Source organism: Geosporobacter ferrireducens (genome assembly GCF_001750685.1).
Lineage (GTDB): Bacteria > Bacillota > Clostridia > Peptostreptococcales > Thermotaleaceae > Geosporobacter > Geosporobacter ferrireducens.
In genome coordinates, this window is sequence record NZ_CP017269.1 from 5,584,942 (window position 1) to 5,604,901 (window position 19,960).

Here is a 19,960-nt window from a genome sequence, read left to right on the forward strand (position 1 = left end):
TCGGGAAATATACTACAATACATTTTGTTTTTTTGTATAATATTATTTTTTTCGTATTTTTTGAAGGAATTTGACATTCTTCATAGAATTATTATCTTTGGATAAAGTTGGACAAATCGTGAAACTTTGTCTGAATTTTCAATATATTGTACTGAGATAGAGTGTATGGAGAAGGATATCTATAGTTGACTGAAGTCTATCAAATAGTAAGGACTTTATTTTAATCAAGCGTAGATAGAGGATGTTAAACTGTTTAGGGGGTTGTTTCAAATGACAAAAGGTTTTAAATTACGGGTTATTGTAATGTTCAGTATTCTATGTATAATGGTAATGTCTGCAGCAGCTTATGGGGAAGAAGCCAATAAAGGAATCACAGTAGCAAATGAAGTAAATGTCAGAAAAGAACCTGAACAGACATCTGATGTAATGACGACCCTAAAACTCGGTGAATATGTGAATATAAAGGACAATGAGGATGATTGGTATTTGGTTGAGTTATCAAACGGAAGTACTGGATGGGTGTACAACGATTTAATTATCCCCGTTGAAGAAAAGAAAGATTTAATTAAAAAAGGTTTAATTACCGGGGAGAATCTGAATGTACGAAAAAGCCCGGATATGAATGCTGAAGTTGTAAAAACGATAGGAAAAGATACGCAAGTAACGATCGTAGATGAAATGGATGGGTGGTTTCACATCATTCTACAGGACGATCTAAAAGGATGGGTTCATAGTGATTATGTTTCAACGAAGCCTAACTATTCAACAGGAAGAGTGACGGGCAGTAATGTAAACTTAAGAGCAAATCCATCTATGGATGCAAAAGTGCTTATAAAGTTAAATCAAGATACCTATGTTGCAGTAAAAGGCTTTCAAGAGGGTTGGTATAGCGTTATAGACGGCAGTGACAGGGAAGGTTGGATTCACCAGGATTTTATAGCTATTGTACTGGATAATAGCGATGCTTCAACTCCGGTTTCCAGATCGGCTAGCCGATTTGCAGGCCTTGCAAAATTAGGTGAGTATGCAAAAGGATTTTTAGGAACACCCTATAAATATGGAACCAGTGGACCAAAAAGTTTTGATTGTTCAGGCTTCACTTCCTATATATTTAAAAACTTTGGTGTTGTTTTGCCAAGAAGCTCTAAGGATCAAGCTACTGCAGGAGAAAAGGTATTGAAGAAAGATTTAAGCTTAGGTGATTTAGTATTCTTTGATACAGTAGGCAAGATTGATGGAAAAATAACACATGTTGGGATGTATATCGGTGATGGCAAGTTCATACATGCGTCCTCTGGGAGTAGCGCAAAAAAGGTAGTTATTTCAGAACTCAATGAAGGTTACTATAAAGATCGGTTTGTTACTGCAAGAAGAATATTTAACTAAGAAAATAAACCCTACTACAGATTTTGTAGTAGGGTTTTATGCTTCTTGATTGTTTGTATCATAGGAAGACTTTTTTGCCAGAACTTTATCTACATATCGAATGGTTTCTTGGAAGGGCGGAATTCCTTTATACTTATCAACGTTTGCAGGACCAGCGTTGTAGGCTGCTAAAGCCAGGTTAATATTGCCACTATACCGATCAAGCATACTTCTTAAATAACGAACGCCCCCATCGATGTTTTGCTTTGGGTCCCAAGGGTTTTTAACCCCGAGTCCTTTTGCAGTTTGTGGCATTAATTGCATTAGACCCTGTGCGCCGGCTGAAGAGAGTGCTTTGGGGTTGAAGCTGGATTCCGTGCTCATGACGGCTTTAATCAAATTGAAGTCGATTTTATATTTGTCTGCAGCTGCTTGGATCATACTGTCATAATCTGTGGATGACTGGCCAGTATCCAACTTAGAGCTTTCTAAAGCAGACTGTAAGATGTCTTCGAAGTCAGTCGTCTGCTCGTTTTTAAGAAATTTCACCTGACTTGGAAGACGGCTTTGTATATCTTGAAGTTTTTGTTGGAAAATTGACTGAATAACTTTATTATGTATGTGAATCCACTCCTTTCTCAGTATAAAATAATTGGAAGAAAAATATCACAATAACAATATCGGACAAATTTCCAAAAATCTTTATGATATAATGAAGAAAAAGTTATTTTTTTATTCAATTATCAGATCATGTTAAGATCATTGGGGGTGAAAATGTGCATAGATCCATTGTGCACATTGATATGGATGCTTTTTACGCTTCTGTAGAACAAAAAGATTATCCAAATCTCAGGAATAAACCAATTGTTGTAGGCGGGAATCCAGAGGAGCGAGGGGTTGTCTGTACTGCATCTTATGAAGCAAGGAAATATGGCATCCATTCTGCGATGCCGACAGTGAAGGCAAAAAAGCTTTGTCCAGAGTTACTAATTATTCCTGTCCGCATGGAGCGTTACATAGAAATATCAAATCAAATTCATGAGATATTTGCACAATATACGGACTTGATCGAGCCTCTTTCTCTAGATGAAGCTTTCTTGGATGTTTGTGGAAGTGATTCTATAGAGATTGGATTGGAAATCAAGCATAAAATTAAACAAGAATTAGATTTAACTGCATCTGTAGGGATATCCGTCAATAAATTTTTAGCAAAATTAGCCTCCGGATATCAAAAACCAGATGGTTTTACAGTCATTGAAGAGAAAAATATTCAAAAATTTTTAAATCGATTACCAGTTGGAAAACTTTGGGGTGTTGGACCGAAGACAGAAAAAGAATTAAATCGTATTGGGATTTATCAAGTACATGACTTGTTGAAATATGATGAAAGAATTCTAGTAGGTAAATTCGGGAAAAAAGGTATAGAATTGTTAAACTATGCAAGAGGAAAAGATGATAGACCTGTAGAAAATAAATACAAAAGAAAATCATTGGGAGAAGAATGCACTTTTGCTAAGGATACTGATGATCTTACACTACTCAAAGAGCAGATTTATCAGCAATGTGAGGCAATTGTTAAAAAACTGCAAGAAGGTAATTTGCTTGTTAGAACGCTTACAGTAAAAGTAAAATATGAGGACTTTACTCAGATCTCAAGAACGGTTTCATTCAGCGGATATACAAGTGATCTAAAGCTGTTAAGAGAAGCATCTGAAAATGTACTGGTAAAAAAAATATCTAGAGATAAAAAGCTGCGGCTTGTTGGGATACAGGTTTCAAATATTCTACATCCTAATGAACCTATGCAAATGCAACTAAACTTTGATCATATGTTATAAAGGGGGAATGGGAATGAGACAAACCAGATTGAAAACAAGCAGGGAATATAAGGGAAGAAATATTGGGATTATTATTGCCTTTGCATTGCTTCTTCCAGTCATAGCCATTTCGCTGGGATATATAGGTACCAAATATATTGTTATTCCAAATATTTTATCAAAGCAAGAGCTTTCTCAGAAAAAAGAAATGGTACAGGAAAACCGAGAACAGCCTTCACCGCAAGAGAGCGCAAATACAAATGCAGAGACAACACAGGAGGCTTATGCCAGTACCTTTGAGATTCAAGGTTTTACCATTCACGGTATTCAACTAGGCAGTTTTTCAACTACCGACAATGCCCAAGTTTTAATGGATACTTTGAGAAAAGAAAACTTTGGAGTCTATCTATGGCAGAAGGATGGTTTTAAAGTGATTTCTATCGCACTAATGGATAGAAACGAAGTGGACAAAGTACTTCCAAAAGTCAAAGCTTTTGATGAAAATGCTTTTGTAGTCACAACGAACATACCTGTGCGTGCAGTGAAGTATAATAAGGATGATGCAAAATATACGTTATTACTTTCAAACGAAAATAGAAAGTTAATTGAAATTTATCAACAACTTTCAAAACAAATCTCTGAGGACTATATTAATCAAAATATAAAAGACTTGGAGAAAATTTCCCAACAGATACAACAGGTAAAAGAAATTAAAGAAGAGATAGAAAAAAGTGCACCTACAGCAGAATTGGGCAAGTTGAACGCTGCTTATATAGCAATGCTGGATCAAATGATTGTTGGACTTGAAGAATCTTTGATTTTAAAAGATCAAAATGCTTTTATTAGATTGCAAAATACATTCACAAGCAGTCTTTACCAATATTATAGTTTTGCGACTAGTGATGCATACTGATGGAGGGATTGAATTGAAAATTGAAGAGATAAAAAGATTATTAGAAGCTGATTGTTTGATCGGGGAAGAATGTATGGATGAGGAGGTAGATATGGCCTTCGGCTGTGATCTAATGAGTGATGTATTAGCTTTTACCAGTGGAAGGACGCTGTTGCTTACTGGATTAACAAACCCTCAAGTAATTCGGACTGCAGAGATGTTAGATATACATGTTATTGTTTTCGTAAGAGGAAAAAAACCGAGTAAGGAAGTCTTAGATTTAGCTGTTGAAAATAACATTGTTCTTTTATCAACAAAACATATTATGTATAATGCATGTGGCATTTTATTCAAAAATGGTTTAAAAGGAGTCCCTATTAGAGGAGTTGAATAAAGAAAATGGACAAAGAAAGCAACATTAACGGAATCAAATTACAGTATGAGATTATTAAAGATGATTTTTCTAGAGCAGGGGAAGCCTCCAGTAATGTAAAGAAAGTCTTGAGACAATTAGGAATTGATGATACGGTTATACGAAGAACCGCAATTGTAACCTATGAAGCAGAAATGAATATTGTAATCCATTCCGAAGGGGGAAGGATAAAGGTGCTAATTAACCCGGATCATATTCAAATCACAGCAGAAGACTTTGGGCCAGGTATTGAGAATATAGAACTTGCTATGCAAGAAGGTTATTCAACCGCTTCCAATAAGGTAAGAGAACTGGGATTTGGTGCAGGTATGGGACTGCCGAATATGAAAAGATGCAGTAATGAATTTAGCATTCATTCAAAAAAAGGCGAAGCGACTATTGTTACAATGATCATCTATATAAATGGTTAATCATTAAGGAGGAAAATCAAAATGCGCGTTAAAGATTTAGTTGAGAAAGTAGGCTTTCGGCATATAGCTGGTAAAACAGCTTTAGAAAAAGAACTTACCGGATTATACTGTTGTGATTTGCTTAGCTGGGTTATGTCCCATGCAAAACAAGGCGATGCTTGGATTACTGTTCAGACTCATGTGAATGTGGTAGCTATTGCCAGTCTGCTTGATTTAGGATGTATCATTATACCTGAGGATGCAGAAATTGATAATGCCACTGTAGATAAAGCAGTAGATGAGGACATTGCAATCTTAGCAACACATTTGAGCAGTTTTGAAATATTTAAACGGCTATATGAACAAGGTCTGAGGTAATGATAAAAGCATATTATGATTTACACATTCATACTGCTCTTTCTCCCTGTGGAGATAAGGATATGACACCGAATAATATTATCAACATGAGTGTGATTAAAGGTTTAAACGTTATTGCAATCACAGATCACAACAGTATAGATAATTGTCGTGCTTGTATTCGAGTAGGTGAAAAAAATGGAATTTTGGTCATACCGGCAATGGAGTTGCAGACCAAGGAAGAAATCCACTTATTATGCCTATTTAAAAATCTTTCAATGTTAGAAAATTTTCATGAAATTATTCTCGGTAAATTAGGTACTCAAGAAAATTTGCCAGATTTTTTTGGAAGACAACTGATCTTTGATGAACAAGATTGTATTGTTGGAGAAAATCATCGGCTATTAATTACTTCTGCAGCTATTACGCTGGAAGAAGCAGTAGAAAAAATAAGCAACTTGGGTGGTATTGCAGTTCCGGCACACATTAATAAAGGTGCCTATAGTATTATCACTAACCTGGGATTCATTCCAGAACATCTTCCAATTAATACCATAGAGCTAACTAAAAAAACAGATATACAATCTTTCCAAACAAAACACCCTAATCTTAAAAATTATAATATTATACAAGATTCAGATGCTCATTATCTATGGGAAATTTCTGAAAGAGAACATTACTTGGAAGTGGGTGAACTAGCGATAGATGAGATTTTTTCTGTACTTTCCCAGAATAACAATACAGTGAGGTGAGGGGATGAAAGAATTATCTCTCCATATTTTAGATATTATTCAAAATAGTATTTCGGCCAATGCCTCCTTGATTAAAATAATCATTGAAGAGGACGATTCAATGGACAAGTTTTCTATAAAGATAACGGATGATGGTATTGGTATGGATCGAGAGATGCTGGAAAAGGTAACCGATCCTTTTATAACTACAAGAAAAAGTCGTAGAGTAGGTCTAGGAATATCTCTATTCAAAGCGGCTGCCGAAAGATGTAATGGTTCTTTCTCTATAGAGTCTGTCAAAGGAGAAGGAACAACTGTATTAGCAGTTTTTCAAAGAAGTCATATAGATCGGGCGCCATTAGGAAATATGGCAGAAACAATTGCTACTTGTATTCATGGTAATGAATATATAGAATATTATTATAAGCACATCTATAATAAAGAGATATTTACTTTTGATACAAAAGAAATAAAAAAAATCACTGGAGAATTACCTATTATTGCTGTTGAAGTCATAACTTGGATAAAGGATTATATTCAAGAGGGATTAAATGAATTGTACAGTAAATCATGAAAAATGTGATTTTTGTCAATTCATTTTTCTTTGCTTTTGTATAAAATGCAAGTATGGTTAAAAAGTCAAACAATTGACATTTAACGACATTGCAGATACTATTATATAGTAAGAATATTTATAAACTTTCAAAAAAAATTCTTATACTTATCAATTAAGTGAATAGTAGAATAAGTATAAGAAATTTTCATTTTTGTTGGATAATACTGTATACATGAAAAACGTTTTACTTTATAATTAATATTAGTATTGCAAAGAAAAATGAGTGTTTCCTTTTACTATACTTTAAAGAATAAGGGGTGAATGTCAATGAGTTTCCTTTCCTTTCGAGGTGGTGTACATCCACCACACTTTAAGGAAGCAACGGCAAGAAAGGGAGTTGAAAGGGCAGCAGAACCTAAAGTTGTAACCATACCGCTACAACAGCATATTGGTGCCCCCTGTGAACCTTTGGTTAAACCAGGAGATAGGGTGAAAGTAGGGGAAAAGATTGGGGAAGCAAATGGTTTTGTGTCCTCTCCAGTTCACAGCAGTGTTTCCGGTGAAGTAAAACAAGTTGCTAGAATGTTGACGCCAACGGGTGAGGCAGTATGTATTGTTATAGAGAATGATGGTCTGAATACAGTACATGAAAGCGTTATACCAAAGGGCAAGATAGAGGACCTTTCTGGCAAAGAAATTCTTAACATTATCAAGGAAGCAGGAATTGTAGGCTTGGGCGGAGCTGCATTTCCAACCCAGGTAAAACTATCGCCGCCTCCAGAAAAGAAAATAGATACAATTATATTAAATGGTGCAGAATGTGAACCGTTTTTAACTGCAGATCACAGATTAATGTTAGAAAACCCTGAGGAAGTTATTTATGGATTGAAGGCTATGATGAAGGTGCTAGATGTAAATAAAGCATTCATCGGTATTGAAGATAACAAAAAAGATGCTATTGAATCTATGAAAAAAGCAGTTGAAAAGAATGATCAGATTCAGATTGTTGGACTGCATACGAAGTATCCCCAAGGGGCAGAAAAGCAATTGATTTATGCATGTACGAAAAGGGAAGTACCTTCAGGTGGCTTACCGATGGATGTTGGTGTCGTTGTGAATAATGTGGGCACAGCAGCTGCAATTAGCAATGCATTAAAAACTGGTATGCCGCTGATAGAAAGAATTGCAACCATAACAGGAAAAGGAATAAAAGAACCTAAAAACCTACTGATTAAGATTGGTGTTTCATTTAAAGAATTAATAGAACAATGTGGTGGATACAGTGGTACTCCTGGAAAGCTGATTATGGGAGGGCCGATGATGGGACTAGCGCAGTATACAGATGAAATTCCAGTCATAAAAGGTACATCTGGAATACTGGTATTAACACCAGAAGAAGCGAAGCTTCCTGAACCAAAGCCATGTATACGATGTGGTAAGTGTGTAGAGATTTGCCCCGCATTTATTCAACCGTTATTTATTAGTGCCTACGCATTACAGAATATGCATGAAACAGCAGAAAAGTATAATGCCCTGGATTGTATTGAATGTGGTTCCTGTTCCTTTATTTGTCCTTCAAAAAGGCCTTTACTACAGTCAATTAGGGTAACGAAGCGTGAAATCATCGCTAAGAAAAGAAAGGTGAAGTAAGGGGGAGGGAACACAATGCAGAATCGGTTAATCGTATCATCATCACCTCATCTGCGTTCAGATGAAGCTATAAATGTAATCATGCGTGATGTAGTAATTGCATTACTGCCTGCAACAATGGCGGGGATCTACTTCTTTGGAATGGGAGCAGTTAAGGTAATTCTTTCTGCTGTGATTGCAGCGGTTGCTACAGAAGCGGCAGTGCAAAAATTGAGAAATCAACCTATTAGCATCAATGATTGGAGTGCAGTTGTAACCGGATTACTACTAGCTTTTAACATTCCTGCAACTGCACCATGGTGGATGCCGGCTGTAGGTTCGGTATTTGCTATAGCAATCGTAAAGCATGCCTTTGGAGGACTAGGCCATAACTTTATGAATCCGGCTTTAGCGGCGCGTGCAATGCTTCTAGCATCATGGCCTGTACAGATGACAAATTTTATAAAGCCGGGACCCGATGCTGTAAGCACCGCAACACCGCTTGCACTGATCGGAGGAATGGAAGGAGCAGGCCAAAATCTTCCTTCGCTGTTTAATTTGCTCATAGGAAATGTAGGAGGATGTATCGGAGAGACGTCTGCGATCCTTTTAATTCTAGGAGGCGTATATCTAATCTATAGAGGTGTTATTACACCACGCATTCCGGTGATTTATATTGCTACCGTTGCAGTATTGACCTTCTTGCTGGGAGGATTTAATTTTTATTTTATGAGTTACCAGGTATTAGCTGGAGGATTGATGTTAGGTGCTATTTATATGGCAACAGATTATTCATCTTCACCGGTCACGCCAAGAGGTCAAGTAATTTTCGCATTAGGCTGTGGTTTCTTTACAAGTATTATACGACTTTATGGGGGCTATCCGGAAGGGGTTTCCTATTCAATTTTATTCATGAATGTAGCTGCTCCGTTAATTGACAAGTATTCCAGACCAAGGGTATTCGGGGAGGTGAAATAGCATGCGTGAGATTTTGAAGTTAGGGCTTATTTTATTAATCATTACAACAGTTGCTGCTGCAGTATTAGGATTTACCAATGAAGTAACAAAAACTCCAATAGAAAATCAAATCATGCAGGCTAACGTATTAGCACGACAAAGTGTTTTGCCGGATGCTGAAGAATTTGAGGCTCTTGAAACCGAAATATTTAATGGTTATGATAACATTCTTGAAGTCTATAAGGGTTTACAAAACGGTACGTCTATAGGTTATACGATTAAAGCCAATTCCAACGGATATGGTGGCCCCATCGAAGTTATGATAGGTATTGGCTTGGATGGCATTGTTCATGGCGTAAGTGTGGGTAATCATACAGAAACTCCAGGTCTAGGTGCAAAAGCTGCAGAGGACTCCTTCAAGGGACAGTATACCGGTAAATCAACAGACGCTGAGCTAGTGGTTATCAAATCAGGGGTTCCTAAAGACAATGAAATTCAATCTATAGCAGGTGCTACGATTAGCTCTCGCGCTGTTACCAACAGTGTCAATATGGCAGTCCGTTTATTCAATGAGAAATTGAAATAGGAGGTGGGCTTGTGAACTTGGGAAAAACTTTTATAAAAGGTATTTTATATGAGAATCCAATTTTTATTCAAGTATTAGGCATGTGTCCAACATTAGCTGTTACAACTTCAGCAGTTAACGGAGTTGGAATGGGACTTGCAACGACTGCAGTATTATTAGGTTCAAATGTTGTAATTTCTTTACTCAGAAAATTTATACCGAGTAAAATTCGTATACCTGCCTTTATCGTAGTTATCGCGACCTTTGTAACAGTTGTCGGATTATTAATGAAGGCATTCGTACCTGCCTTAGATAAGGCCTTGGGATTATTTATTCCTTTAATTGTTGTTAACTGTATAATCCTAGCAAGAGCAGAGGCATTTGCTTCAAAGAATTCTATACATCAATCTGCCGTGGATGGTATTGGAATGGGTCTTGGTTTTACATTATCCCTCACAGTGCTGGGATCTGTGCGAGAGTTGCTTGGAGCAGGTTCTATTTTTGGATTCAGTCTTCTAGGTGCTTCTTACCAGCCGGCTTTAATCATGATTCTTCCGCCGGGAGCTTTTCTTGCACTAGGATTGTTATTAGCACTGTATAACTGGGCTTCATCAAAGAAAGCGAATCAATATTAAGGGGGGTAAACAATGTCAGTTGGAGGACTTTTCGTTATACTGGTAAGTGCTATACTGGTAAACAATTATGTTTTGTCTAGATTTCTTGGAATTTGTCCTTTTCTGGGCGTTTCAAGGCAAGTTGAAACTGCCTTAGGTATGGGGATGGCCGTAACTTTCGTAATGACCTTAGCATCCATTATCACTTATATTGTACAGGTTTTTGTATTGGATCTCATGGGCCTGGCTTATTTGCAAACCATTGCTTTCATTTTAGTTATTGCATCCTTAGTACAGTTTGTTGAAATGGTTATTCAGAAGGTTAGCCCTACGCTATATCAAGCATTGGGAGTATATCTTCCACTGATAACGACAAATTGTGCGGTATTGGGCTTAACTTTACTAAATATTCAATTTGAATATAATCTGATAGAGACAATCGTAAACGCTATTGGTGCATCAATTGGTTTTTCACTAGCGATTGTACTGTTTGCAGGTATTCGGGAAAGGCTTGAAATTGCAGATGTACCACAGATTTTTAAAGGATTTCCAATTGCACTGATTACTGCGGGATTAATGTCGATAGCATTCCTGGGCTTTGCAGGACTCGTTTAGAAGGAGGTAAGATGATATGGATATATCAGCAATTGTCCTTCCAATTGTAAGCTTGGGAGGAATGGGACTTTTATTTGGAGCCGGCCTAGCCTTCGCCTCTCAGAAGTTTGCAGTAGAGGTAGATCCTAGGGTAGTGGCAGTAAGAGATGCGCTCCCAGGTGCTAACTGTGGGGGCTGTGGCTACCCTGGCTGTGATGGTTTTGCCAATGGAGTAGTAGCAGGCAATGCGCCAGTAAATGGATGTCCTGTTGGAGGACCTGAGTGTGCAAAAAAACTTGCTGAAATTATGGGTGTGGATGCAGGGGATACGGCGAAAAAAGTAGCTAGAGTGATTTGTAAAGGAGATAGCAGCAACTGTAAAGAGAAGTTTGACTATTTTGGAATACAAGATTGTAAAGCAGCTTCTATGATCGCAGGAGGCAGCAAGAGCTGCGGCTATGGTTGTCTTGGCTTGGGAACTTGTGTAAAGGCTTGCCAATTTGATGCCATTGAGATCACAGATGGAAAAGTTGCGAGAATTATTCCTGAAAGATGTACTGCTTGTGGTAAATGTATAGAAGTTTGTCCAAAACAAGTAATTCACTTTACCCCTTATGAACAGGACGTTGTCGTAGATTGTAATAATGAAGAGACGGGAAAGCTGGTCAGACAAAAATGTAATGTGGGTTGTATTGCATGTCAGATTTGTGTGAAAGCATGTCCATTTGATGCCATGGAATTCTCAAACAATCTTGCAAAGATTAATTATGAAAAATGTACCAATTGTATGATCTGTGCAGAAAAATGTCCGACAAAGGCAATCTATGCAAATTTTGAAAAAAGAAGAAAAGCTGAAATCATTGCGGAAAACTGTATTGGATGTACAATATGTAAAAAGCAATGTCCGGTTGATGCTATTGAAGGAGAATTAAAACAGGTACACACAGTTAATGCCGAAAAATGTATTGGCTGTGGAGTTTGTGAAAAGAAATGTCCTAAGAAAACGATTAAGATGTCTTAATATATGCAAACAAAAAGGAACGGTTCCGAAAGGATATGTTCCTTTTTGTTTTAAATATGGAAATCATAAGAAAAAAATACTACTTGTAATGAGAATTTCAAAATGTTAAACTTAAACTGGGTTTAGAATTGATAGAAACAGCATTTTAAGCCATAAAGACTATTGAACAAAAGTTATATTTCATGAAGAATTTGGTAAAATTATAAATAAGACATAGTGAGATGATAAGCTTGACAAAATGGGATAAGATATTGATAATTATGGTTATTTGTTCTAGTGTACTTGGAATGTTCTATGTTAAATCCATATCTACAAATAAGGCCAATCTTTATTTAGCTATTGAAGTAGATGGAAAACCTTATAAGACAATTTCTTTAGGCGGGGCCCAAGCAAATCAAATAATTACAGTAGAAACTGCTGCCGGAAGAAATGTCATTGAGGTAGAAGGGAATCGGGTAAGGATCAAAGAAGCCGATTGTAAAGATCAATTGTGTGTTAAAATGGGGTGGCTCTCTAGGTCAAATCAGATAAGTGTTTGTCTTCCAAATAGAGTTTCTGTCAAGCTGATTGGTGGAGAAACAAATGATATAGACATTATTAGCTATTAGAGGGGGCCGATATGAAAATACGAAATATTTTATTTTTATCTTTAATTGTTGCAACTGGAATATGTCTTCATATCATTGAATCATCTATCCCGGTTCCTTTTATCGTGCCGGGTGCGAAGCTAGGACTAGCTAATATTGTAAATCTAATTACACTTGTATTATTTGGGTTTAAATATGCGATTTTTGTAGCTGTCACAAGATGTATTGTTGCTGCATTGGGAACAGGTGCTGTAACTGGCTTTTTCTATAGTATTTCAGGAGCCCTTTTTAGTACAGTGGTTATGTGGGTTGTATTTAAACATTTTTCACGTTTTTTTAGCCTGATTGGTGTGAGTATATTTGGCTCTATGGCCCATAACATTGCACAGCTTACTGTTGCAAGTATAATGATCCATAATCCTTTAATTTTCACCTATTTGCCGATTATGATACTAGTCAGCCTTTTTACAGGATATTTTGTTGGCCTTGCTTCGATATATGCAACAAAACATCTAAAAAATATTGTTGCGAATCAAAATGATTCGTTTCAAGAGAACAATCTACAATAGGAGGCTTGACTTGTTATGAAAGTAAAAAGTGCAAATCCACTTATTCTTATTGTATTGTTAACAGTAGGAGCAGTTATAGGTGGTGTTTTAGGAGAAGTATTTAAGCAAACTGTACCTATATTGAACTATGGCAAATCAGTAGGTCTGCAGCCCTTTACATTGGATCTCAGTGTCATAAAGCTTACTTTTGGATTTATGCTTCATTTAAATCTCGCGGGTGTCATTGGCCTAATAATAGCTCTATTTATATTTTCAAGAATGTAGGTGACAGATTTGAATAAATTAATTTTGGCTTCTGCTTCTCCACGACGAAAGGAAATTCTAGAGAATTTTCAAGTTCCCTTTGACATAATACCTGCAAATGTTGAAGAAAGTATTCATGAAGGAGAGGAAGCTAAACAAATAGCAATGGCTTTGGCTTTCGAGAAAGCATTAAATGTCTTACAGTATTGCGAGGCAGATGATATTGTTATTGCAGCAGATACAGTAGTATACAAAAATGAGATCTTTGGCAAACCATTGAATTATGAAGATGCTTATCGCATGTTAAATCTATTGCAAAACGATATACATGTTGTAATTTCTGGCATTGCTGTTATGCAAAAATCGACTGATATCAAAATTGTTGATTTTGAAAGTACAAAGGTTAAGCTAAAAAAACTGGAGCATGAAAGAATTCAGAAATATATTGAATCTGGAGAAGTTTGGGATAAAGCAGGTTCTTATGCAATTCAGGGAAAAGGCTCTCTACTGGTTGATTGGATTAAGGGTGATTATTTTAATGTAGTAGGTCTCCCTATATCAAAACTTGATGACATCTTAAGGAAGTATTTTAAGATTGAACTCATGTGAGTAAAACGGGATGCTGGATAAAAAGGAGTCCGGATACGGATCTTTCTTATAAGGCAAACCTTAAAAAAAGTAATTGACGATGGTCAATTTTGTGCTTTATTGAGGTAGGTGGTAGGTAGTGATAAATCCAAACCAACGTGTCTTAATCAAAAGGATGGCTGAAAATGAGAGGCCTAGAGAAAAACTTGTAAAGAATGGCGTTTCCTCTTTGTCTAATGCAGAACTGTTGGCAATACTGATAAGAACAGGTACAAAGGATGTTTCTGCTATAGAACTAGCTCATCGTATTTTGGCTATGGATCATGAGGGAGTGAAATATCTTGCCGATTGTACCGTCCAAGAACTCAGTGAGATAAAAGGAATTGGCCCATCTAAGGCTTGTCAAATCGTTTCAGCCATTGAGATAGGACGCAGAATAGCAAAAATAACACCTACTCAAAGCAATCAGATTACATCTCCAAAAGATGTAGCCGATATGTTTATGGAGGAAATGAGATATCATAAAAAAGAATATTTTAAGATTCTTTTGTTGAATACCAAAAACAGCATTATCGCTACAGAAATTATTTCTATTGGAAATCTCAATGCCTCCTTGGTGCATCCTCGAGAAGTATTTGTAAAAGCGATTAAAAAAAGCGCTGCTTCAATTATACTGTTGCACAATCACCCGAGTGGGAATCCTCAACCTAGCCAAGAGGATATATCGATCACCAAAAGATTAATAGAGGCTGGTAATATTATTGGTATAGATGTATTAGATCATATTATTATTGGAGATGGTTGTTACAAAAGTTTAAAAGAGCTTTCCATTATATAAGATCACGAATGTACAATTAGGAAGGAGCAGAATTCATGGGAGTGTTTCAATTTTTTTCAAAAGATATGGGAATAGATTTAGGAACTGCTAATACACTGGTTTATGTAAGAGGAAGAGGAATTGTTGTTCGGGAACCCTCCGTTGTGGCAATCCAAGAAGATACGAGACAGGTTCTTGCAGTTGGTCAGGAAGCGAAACAAATGATTGGTAGAACCCCTGGAAATATAATTGCTATAAGACCGCTTAAAGACGGTGTTATAGCCGATTTTGATGTAACACAAAGTATGCTGAAATATTTCATCAGAAGAGCATATCCCAAAAAATCTTTATTTTTTCAGCCTAGAGTCGTTGTAGGCGTTCCATCTGGAGTAACGGAGGTTGAAAAAAGAGCTGTCGAAGAAGCAGCCCTGCAGGCTGGTGCAAAGGAAGCTTATTTAATTGAAGAGCCCATGGCAGCAGCAATTGGTGCAGGATTGCCTGTAGAAGAACCAACAGGAAGCATGGTGGTGGATGTTGGCGGTGGAACAACAGAAATCGCAATTATTTCTCTTGGTGGTATTGTTACGAGTAAATCCATAAGAATTGGCGGCGACGAGTTAGATGAGGCAATTGTTCAATATATTAAAAAAGAATACAGCCTTATGATTGGTGAAAGAACTGCCGAAGAAATAAAACTAAAAATTGGTTCTGCCTATCCTAAAGGAAAAGAAGACAAACTAGCCATTCGCGGAAGAGATTTGGTTTCAGGATTACCGAAAACTTTAGAAATATCATCTACAGAAATAATGGAGGCATTGCATGAGCCAGTAAATGCAATTGTAGATGCAATTAAGTATACTTTGGAAAAAACACCTCCAGAACTGGCTTCTGATATTATGGAATTCGGTATTATGCTTACTGGCGGTGGTGCATTATTGGATGGATTAGATCGATTAGTGCGAAGAGAAACAGGTATGCCGGTTAAAATTGCAGAAGAACCTTTAGATTGTGTAGCGTTGGGTACAGGTAAAACCATTGAGGAAATAGAAACTCTTAGAAGAGTTCTCATTTCTCCAAAGAAATTGGGATAAAGTGGTGAATTGGGATGAAGGTGCTTTTAAAAAGAGGTGCATTAATGATAGTAACAGCTGTTACTATCATTCTCATTATTATAATGGGAATGTCTATAGGTGGAAGAGTAAAAATCAGCGGTCCTGAAAATGTTTTTGGCAGTATGTTTACCCCGGTGCAGCGTTTCCTTTACAGCGGCGGACAATTTGTAGAAAATACTATTAGGCCTATCTTCGCTTTTAGACGCATTGATAGGGAAAATAAGAAGTTAAGTGAAGAAAATGAACAGCTAACAAAACAGCTTGTCGAACTTCAATTAGCGCAAAGTGAATTGGAGGAATTAAGAAATCTGTCGAAAGCCTTAAACTATGTACAGGAAGAAGATCGATTCCATCATGTTTCTGCCAGTGTGACAGGGAAAGATACGGGAAATTGGTTTAATATTTTTACCATTGATGTAGGAACGAGAGATGGAATAAAAAAAGACAGTCCAGTCGTAAATGGCAATGGGTTGGTCGGAAGAGTATATGAAGTTGGAGAAAACTGGGCGAAAGTTATCACCATCATTGATAACAAAAGCTCTGTAAGCTTTGAAATATTAAGACAGAATGAATACATTGGTGTCATCAGAGGAAGTGTTAAAGCAAGTCTTACAGGATATCTCATTGATCCGCAAGCCGAAGTAGTTGTTGGAGATAAATTAATTACATCTGGTTTGAGTATATACCCAAAGGGTATCGTGATCGGAGAGATCAAGGAAGTTTCAAAGAAAGAAGATGAGCTGTTAAAAACAATCACTGTAGAACCGGCTGTAAATTTCAAAAAGATCGATAAAGTTATGGTATTAATATCCCAAGGGGAATAGCAAAAAAAGGAGTATTGTGCATGAGAATTTTTGCAGTATCTATGATTCTAATAACGAACTTTTTATTACAGTCAACGCTTCTCCAGCATTTTAGAGTTTTTGGCATCCTTCCAAATACAGCACTCATCCTTGTCGTTCATTTTTCTATTTTATGGGGAAAGAATAGAGGCGCATTGATCGGGTTTTTTGCAGGGCTTTTGCAGGATATTTTTTTGGGGAATGTCTTTGGTGTAAATGCATTAATTTATATGCTGTTAGGATATAATATCGGAATGCTGGAAAAGGCTATATTTAAAGATAATCCATTAACACCGGTGCTGTTTACAGTATTATCAACAGCAATTTATCATCTCTTTCTTTTTTCGCTCATGTATATTTACCAGATACGAACAGACTTCTTACCTCTTTTAAGAAACGTTATTCTTATAGAGGCAGTCTATAATGGATTACTTTCTCCTTTTATTTACAAGCGGCTATACGAGTTTATTAAATTACCTTATATTAAGGTTAAAACAAGGTGATCAATATGTTAGAAAAATTGAAGGATCGATATAATCAAGTTATTCTCTTTTTTGCGGTATTTATTATAATACTGTTTATTAGGATATTTACACTTACGATTGTTGAAGGTGAAAAATATCAAGAAATGGCTGATAATATTCGCATTAAAAAGATACCGATTACTGCACCGAGGGGTGAAATTCGTGATCGATATGGTAGATTATTAGCTGGAAACAAACCAAGTTTTACTGTTCAAATTATGAAGAACGAACTTATTGATGAGCAAACAAACGAAATTGCTATCAAGCTTTTAAATATTTTAGAAAAGAATGGTGAAAAATCAATTGACAATTTTCCTATCGTTTTGGAAAATGGAAAATATATTTTTACTTATGATAATGAAATTGAGGATTGGCTGGAAGAGCAAGGAATTTACGAAACAAAAGATGCACAGGAAGTTTTTAACATTTTAAGAGAAAGATTAGAAATTGACCCCAAAGCAGATGTTTTTGAAGCACAAGCGGAAATGCAGCAATATCACGGTATATTTCCGCCAATCTCTGTTAAGACAATGAAGTTTTTGCAGGAAATGCAAAAAGAAAACTTTTTGCAGAAATATAACTTAGATACAACCTTGACTGCCGAAGAAAGTTTTATTGCATTAAAAAAGAGATTTAACATTCCGGATACCTATAACTATGGCGATGCTAGAAAAATATTAATTCTCAGACACGAGTTGAGAGAGCAGGGATATAGACAATATCAACCAGTAAAAATTGCTCTTAATGTATCTAACAATACAGTAGCGGCTATTGAAGAAATGAATATGGAGCTCCCTGGTGTAAATGTTGAAATGGAACCTATTCGACATTATCCATATGATTTTCTTGCATCTCATGTTATTGGGTATCTGAGTAAAATTTCTGATAATGAAAAGGAAAAATTTATTAATGAATTAAACTATAAGCCAAGTGACTTAATTGGAAAAGATGGTATCGAAAAAGTTTATGAACAAAACTTAAAAGGAAAAGATGGCGCTAAATACGTTGAAGTAGATGTATACGGAAGATTGATTAATGTGTTAAGAGAAGAGAATCCTGTTAAAGGTGAGAATGTTTATTTAACAATAGATGCTGAGCTGCAAAAGATTGCAGAAGATGCCTTAGAATACGCTTTAAAACAGATCCAAGTAGGTGGAACCTTTGAAAGCCAATGGGGAAACTATAAATACAGCAAAGTATATAAAAATGCCACTTCAGGTGCTGTAGTGGCTTTAGATGCAAAAACCGGAGAGGTCTTGGCGCTTGCTAATTATCCTTCCTTCAATCCCAATCTTTTTTCTACAGGTATTTCTTCAGTAGATTGGAAAGCATTGCAGGATCAGAATCCAAGAGACCCCATTTCGCCGCTGCCATTATATAATATCGCTACAAGAGCAGCTATTCAGCCAGGTTCAACCTTTAAGATGATAACAGGGTTAGCTGCTATAGAGCAGGGATTAAGTCCAACTCATAAAATGTATGATAATGGTTTTATACAGCTTGGTTCCAGGAGTTTCGGATGCTGGTTGTGGAACCGAAGCAAGGCAAAGCACGGATGGGTAGATTTGTACAGGGCCTTGGAGGTATCCTGTAATTATTACTTCTATAATGTGGCTACAGGATGGGATCATTACAAAAATCAACCTTTACCGGGAGGTATGAATGTAAACAAGCTTTTGGATTATACAAGAATGTTTGGGTTAGGTGAAGCAACGGGAATAGAAATATCGGAAGCTGCATATGGCGCACCAAATCCGCAGAAAAAAACTGCCAGTATTAAGGCGATGTTGCGAAGGCATATTAATGCAAATGCAAAGGAATATTTTACACCAGAAGTAATTGCAGACAGAGCACTTCTGGAAAAACAAATAGAAACCATTGTGAATTGGGCTGAGGAAAACCCTGGAAGAGGCGAACTAATCAACAGAGTCAGTCAACTAGGGGTAAAAAAGGAAAAAGTTGAAACCCTTGCAGATACTGCAAAGTTCAGCTATTTTAATCAAGCGAAATGGACAAAGGGAGATACATTCAACCTTTCAATTGGTCAGGGGGAACATGCCTATACACCATTGCAAATGGCCAATTATATCGCTGCGATTTCAAATGGAGGCTATAAAAACAAGGTAAGTGTAGTAAAAAAAGTAGGAAATGATTTCTCCTTTGAAGAAGATTTTCAAAACGAGGAAAATAGAATACCTTTAAAAGATTATAACAACTTAAATCACATTAAACGGGGAATGGCTGATGCGGCACAGGGAGAAGAAGGAACCTCAAGGAGTGTATTTGCAAAATTTCCCCTTGAAGTAACTGCAAAAACTGGTACAGCGCAAAGAGCTGGAAAGATACAGCCAAAAGATGAAGGCGAATATCTTCGAAAGTATTTAAGATGGATCGCACCAGGTTTAAAAATAGAACAGGTTGAAGCAAAAGCGAAAGAGATCATGAGAGAAAATAGAGACCAGTATAAAGATCTAGGTTTAGCTATGCGACAAGCGATCAAAGAACTTACGAATAATCGGGTAACAGATGCAAAAATGGACGAGTTTAAGGATAATTATGATAACTTCGCGTGGTTTGTCTCTTTTGCCCCCTATGACGACCCTCAAATCGTTGTGGTTTCTATGATATTCCAAGGTGGTTCTGGAGGATACGCAGCGCCGATCGCAAGAGAAATTATGGCTGAGTATTTTGGACTAAACAACACTGGAGAGAAGATTAATCTAAAAAACACACTTACACAGTAATTACTGTGTAAGTG

General features: G+C 36.6%; 24 protein-coding genes. 23 read left to right on the forward strand and 1 reads right to left on the reverse strand.

Going from position 1 to position 19,960, the window contains the following annotated elements:
• Nucleotides 1-270 precede the first annotated feature (270 nt).
• Nucleotides 271-1,386 carry a C40 family peptidase gene (locus tag Gferi_RS26175; RefSeq protein WP_083273778.1) on the forward strand — a complete coding sequence of 372 codons (1,116 nt, stop codon included), beginning with the start codon at nucleotides 271-273 and terminating at the stop codon, nucleotides 1,384-1,386.
• 36 nt (nucleotides 1,387-1,422) lie between these two features.
• Here the strand turns inward: Gferi_RS26175 and Gferi_RS26180 are convergent, their stop codons facing one another.
• The gene (locus tag Gferi_RS26180) at nucleotides 1,423-1,842 is read right to left on the reverse strand and encodes a lytic transglycosylase domain-containing protein (RefSeq protein WP_330389518.1); all 420 of its coding nucleotides are present in this window, start codon (nucleotides 1,840-1,842) and stop codon (nucleotides 1,423-1,425) included.
• A gap of 299 nt (nucleotides 1,843-2,141) precedes the next feature.
• On the opposite strand from Gferi_RS26180, the gene dinB reads away from it, so the two are divergent.
• From dinB to Gferi_RS26290, 22 genes are all read left to right on the forward strand, one after another.
• A complete protein-coding gene (gene dinB, locus Gferi_RS26185) occupies nucleotides 2,142-3,203 on the forward strand; it encodes a DNA polymerase IV (protein ID WP_083273779.1) in 1,062 nt (353 codons plus the stop codon).
• Nucleotides 3,204-3,216: 13 nt separating this feature from the next.
• Nucleotides 3,217-4,095, forward strand: a complete 879-nt coding sequence (locus Gferi_RS26190; protein WP_069981044.1) for an SPOR domain-containing protein — start codon at nucleotides 3,217-3,219, stop codon at nucleotides 4,093-4,095.
• Between the two features lie 13 nt (nucleotides 4,096-4,108).
• The gene (locus Gferi_RS26195) at nucleotides 4,109-4,468 is read left to right on the forward strand and encodes a DRTGG domain-containing protein (RefSeq protein WP_179948115.1); all 360 of its coding nucleotides are present in this window, start codon (nucleotides 4,109-4,111) and stop codon (nucleotides 4,466-4,468) included.
• A 5-nt stretch (nucleotides 4,469-4,473) separates the two neighbouring features.
• Entirely contained in the window at nucleotides 4,474-4,917 is a 444-nt protein-coding gene (locus Gferi_RS26200) for an ATP-binding protein (RefSeq protein WP_069981046.1), read from the forward strand.
• Between the two features lie 21 nt (nucleotides 4,918-4,938).
• A complete protein-coding gene (locus Gferi_RS26205) occupies nucleotides 4,939-5,274 on the forward strand; it encodes an AraC family transcriptional regulator (protein ID WP_083273780.1) in 336 nt (111 codons plus the stop codon).
• A gap of 62 nt (nucleotides 5,275-5,336) precedes the next feature.
• Complete coding sequence (locus Gferi_RS26210; RefSeq protein WP_236932662.1) at nucleotides 5,337-6,005, forward strand: PHP domain-containing protein; 669 nt, start codon at nucleotides 5,337-5,339, stop codon at nucleotides 6,003-6,005.
• Between the two features lie 4 nt (nucleotides 6,006-6,009).
• Nucleotides 6,010-6,558: an ATP-binding protein gene (locus tag Gferi_RS26215; protein ID WP_069981049.1), complete on the forward strand. Its 549-nt coding sequence runs from the start codon at nucleotides 6,010-6,012 to the stop codon at nucleotides 6,556-6,558.
• A 309-nt stretch (nucleotides 6,559-6,867) separates the two neighbouring features.
• Complete coding sequence (rsxC, locus tag Gferi_RS26220) at nucleotides 6,868-8,190, forward strand: electron transport complex subunit RsxC (RefSeq protein ID WP_156782495.1); 1,323 nt, start codon at nucleotides 6,868-6,870, stop codon at nucleotides 8,188-8,190.
• 15 nt (nucleotides 8,191-8,205) lie between these two features.
• Entirely contained in the window at nucleotides 8,206-9,147 is a 942-nt protein-coding gene (locus Gferi_RS26225) for an RnfABCDGE type electron transport complex subunit D (protein ID WP_069981051.1), read from the forward strand.
• A gap of 1 nt (nucleotide 9,148) precedes the next feature.
• Nucleotides 9,149-9,712: an RnfABCDGE type electron transport complex subunit G gene (locus Gferi_RS26230; RefSeq protein WP_069981052.1), complete on the forward strand. Its 564-nt coding sequence runs from the start codon at nucleotides 9,149-9,151 to the stop codon at nucleotides 9,710-9,712.
• Nucleotides 9,713-9,723: 11 nt separating this feature from the next.
• The gene (rsxE, locus tag Gferi_RS26235) at nucleotides 9,724-10,326 is read left to right on the forward strand and encodes an electron transport complex subunit RsxE (protein ID WP_069981053.1); all 603 of its coding nucleotides are present in this window, start codon (nucleotides 9,724-9,726) and stop codon (nucleotides 10,324-10,326) included.
• 12 nt (nucleotides 10,327-10,338) lie between these two features.
• Nucleotides 10,339-10,920, forward strand: coding sequence for an electron transport complex subunit RsxA (rsxA, locus tag Gferi_RS26240; protein ID WP_069981054.1), 582 nt, complete (start codon nucleotides 10,339-10,341; stop codon nucleotides 10,918-10,920).
• A gap of 16 nt (nucleotides 10,921-10,936) precedes the next feature.
• Nucleotides 10,937-11,920, forward strand: coding sequence for an RnfABCDGE type electron transport complex subunit B (locus tag Gferi_RS26245; protein WP_069981055.1), 984 nt, complete (start codon nucleotides 10,937-10,939; stop codon nucleotides 11,918-11,920).
• 230 nt (nucleotides 11,921-12,150) lie between these two features.
• Entirely contained in the window at nucleotides 12,151-12,528 is a 378-nt protein-coding gene (locus Gferi_RS26250; protein WP_069981056.1) for a NusG domain II-containing protein, read from the forward strand.
• Between the two features lie 11 nt (nucleotides 12,529-12,539).
• Nucleotides 12,540-13,076 carry a Gx transporter family protein gene (locus Gferi_RS26255; RefSeq protein WP_069981057.1) on the forward strand — a complete coding sequence of 179 codons (537 nt, stop codon included), beginning with the start codon at nucleotides 12,540-12,542 and terminating at the stop codon, nucleotides 13,074-13,076.
• Nucleotides 13,077-13,091: 15 nt separating this feature from the next.
• The gene (locus Gferi_RS26260; protein WP_069981058.1) at nucleotides 13,092-13,340 is read left to right on the forward strand and encodes a DUF4321 domain-containing protein; all 249 of its coding nucleotides are present in this window, start codon (nucleotides 13,092-13,094) and stop codon (nucleotides 13,338-13,340) included.
• Entirely contained in the window at nucleotides 13,341-13,928 is a 588-nt protein-coding gene (locus tag Gferi_RS26265) for a Maf family protein (RefSeq protein WP_236932663.1), read from the forward strand. It begins immediately after the preceding gene.
• Between the two features lie 154 nt (nucleotides 13,929-14,082).
• A complete protein-coding gene (radC, locus tag Gferi_RS26270) occupies nucleotides 14,083-14,745 on the forward strand; it encodes a RadC family protein (RefSeq protein ID WP_069981621.1) in 663 nt (220 codons plus the stop codon).
• 35 nt (nucleotides 14,746-14,780) lie between these two features.
• Nucleotides 14,781-15,815 carry a rod shape-determining protein gene (locus Gferi_RS26275; protein ID WP_069981060.1) on the forward strand — a complete coding sequence of 345 codons (1,035 nt, stop codon included), beginning with the start codon at nucleotides 14,781-14,783 and terminating at the stop codon, nucleotides 15,813-15,815.
• 44 nt (nucleotides 15,816-15,859) lie between these two features.
• Nucleotides 15,860-16,660: a rod shape-determining protein MreC gene (mreC, locus tag Gferi_RS26280; RefSeq protein ID WP_169833039.1), complete on the forward strand. Its 801-nt coding sequence runs from the start codon at nucleotides 15,860-15,862 to the stop codon at nucleotides 16,658-16,660.
• Between the two features lie 20 nt (nucleotides 16,661-16,680).
• Nucleotides 16,681-17,181, forward strand: a complete 501-nt coding sequence (gene mreD, locus Gferi_RS26285; protein ID WP_069981062.1) for a rod shape-determining protein MreD — start codon at nucleotides 16,681-16,683, stop codon at nucleotides 17,179-17,181.
• 5 nt (nucleotides 17,182-17,186) lie between these two features.
• A complete protein-coding gene (locus tag Gferi_RS26290; RefSeq protein WP_069981063.1) occupies nucleotides 17,187-19,946 on the forward strand; it encodes a penicillin-binding transpeptidase domain-containing protein in 2,760 nt (919 codons plus the stop codon).
• The last annotated feature ends 14 nt before the right edge of the window (nucleotides 19,947-19,960 follow it).

What these genes read in the sequence shown, in the direction of transcription:
- Gferi_RS26175 (WP_083273778.1), top strand. Translation starts at nt 271, where the DNA reads ATGACAAAAGGTTTTAAATTACGGGTTATTGTAATGTTCAGTATTCTA.
- Gferi_RS26190 (WP_069981044.1), top strand. Translation starts at nt 3,217, where the DNA reads ATGAGACAAACCAGATTGAAAACAAGCAGGGAATATAAGGGAAGAAAT.
- Gferi_RS26200 (WP_069981046.1), top strand. Translation starts at nt 4,474, where the DNA reads ATGGACAAAGAAAGCAACATTAACGGAATCAAATTACAGTATGAGATT.
- Gferi_RS26205 (WP_083273780.1), top strand. Translation starts at nt 4,939, where the DNA reads ATGCGCGTTAAAGATTTAGTTGAGAAAGTAGGCTTTCGGCATATAGCT.
- Gferi_RS26210 (WP_236932662.1), top strand. Translation starts at nt 5,337, where the DNA reads ATGACACCGAATAATATTATCAACATGAGTGTGATTAAAGGTTTAAAC.
- Gferi_RS26215 (WP_069981049.1), top strand. Translation starts at nt 6,010, where the DNA reads ATGAAAGAATTATCTCTCCATATTTTAGATATTATTCAAAATAGTATT.
- rsxC (WP_156782495.1), top strand. Translation starts at nt 6,868, where the DNA reads ATGAGTTTCCTTTCCTTTCGAGGTGGTGTACATCCACCACACTTTAAG.
- Gferi_RS26225 (WP_069981051.1), top strand. Translation starts at nt 8,206, where the DNA reads ATGCAGAATCGGTTAATCGTATCATCATCACCTCATCTGCGTTCAGAT.
- Gferi_RS26230 (WP_069981052.1), top strand. Translation starts at nt 9,149, where the DNA reads ATGCGTGAGATTTTGAAGTTAGGGCTTATTTTATTAATCATTACAACA.
- rsxA (WP_069981054.1), top strand. Translation starts at nt 10,339, where the DNA reads ATGTCAGTTGGAGGACTTTTCGTTATACTGGTAAGTGCTATACTGGTA.
- Gferi_RS26245 (WP_069981055.1), top strand. Translation starts at nt 10,937, where the DNA reads ATGGATATATCAGCAATTGTCCTTCCAATTGTAAGCTTGGGAGGAATG.
- Gferi_RS26255 (WP_069981057.1), top strand. Translation starts at nt 12,540, where the DNA reads ATGAAAATACGAAATATTTTATTTTTATCTTTAATTGTTGCAACTGGA.
- Gferi_RS26260 (WP_069981058.1), top strand. Translation starts at nt 13,092, where the DNA reads ATGAAAGTAAAAAGTGCAAATCCACTTATTCTTATTGTATTGTTAACA.
- radC (WP_069981621.1), top strand. Translation starts at nt 14,083, where the DNA reads ATGGCTGAAAATGAGAGGCCTAGAGAAAAACTTGTAAAGAATGGCGTT.
- Gferi_RS26275 (WP_069981060.1), top strand. Translation starts at nt 14,781, where the DNA reads ATGGGAGTGTTTCAATTTTTTTCAAAAGATATGGGAATAGATTTAGGA.
- mreC (WP_169833039.1), top strand. Translation starts at nt 15,860, where the DNA reads ATGATAGTAACAGCTGTTACTATCATTCTCATTATTATAATGGGAATG.
- mreD (WP_069981062.1), top strand. Translation starts at nt 16,681, where the DNA reads ATGAGAATTTTTGCAGTATCTATGATTCTAATAACGAACTTTTTATTA.
- Gferi_RS26290 (WP_069981063.1), top strand. Translation starts at nt 17,187, where the DNA reads ATGTTAGAAAAATTGAAGGATCGATATAATCAAGTTATTCTCTTTTTT.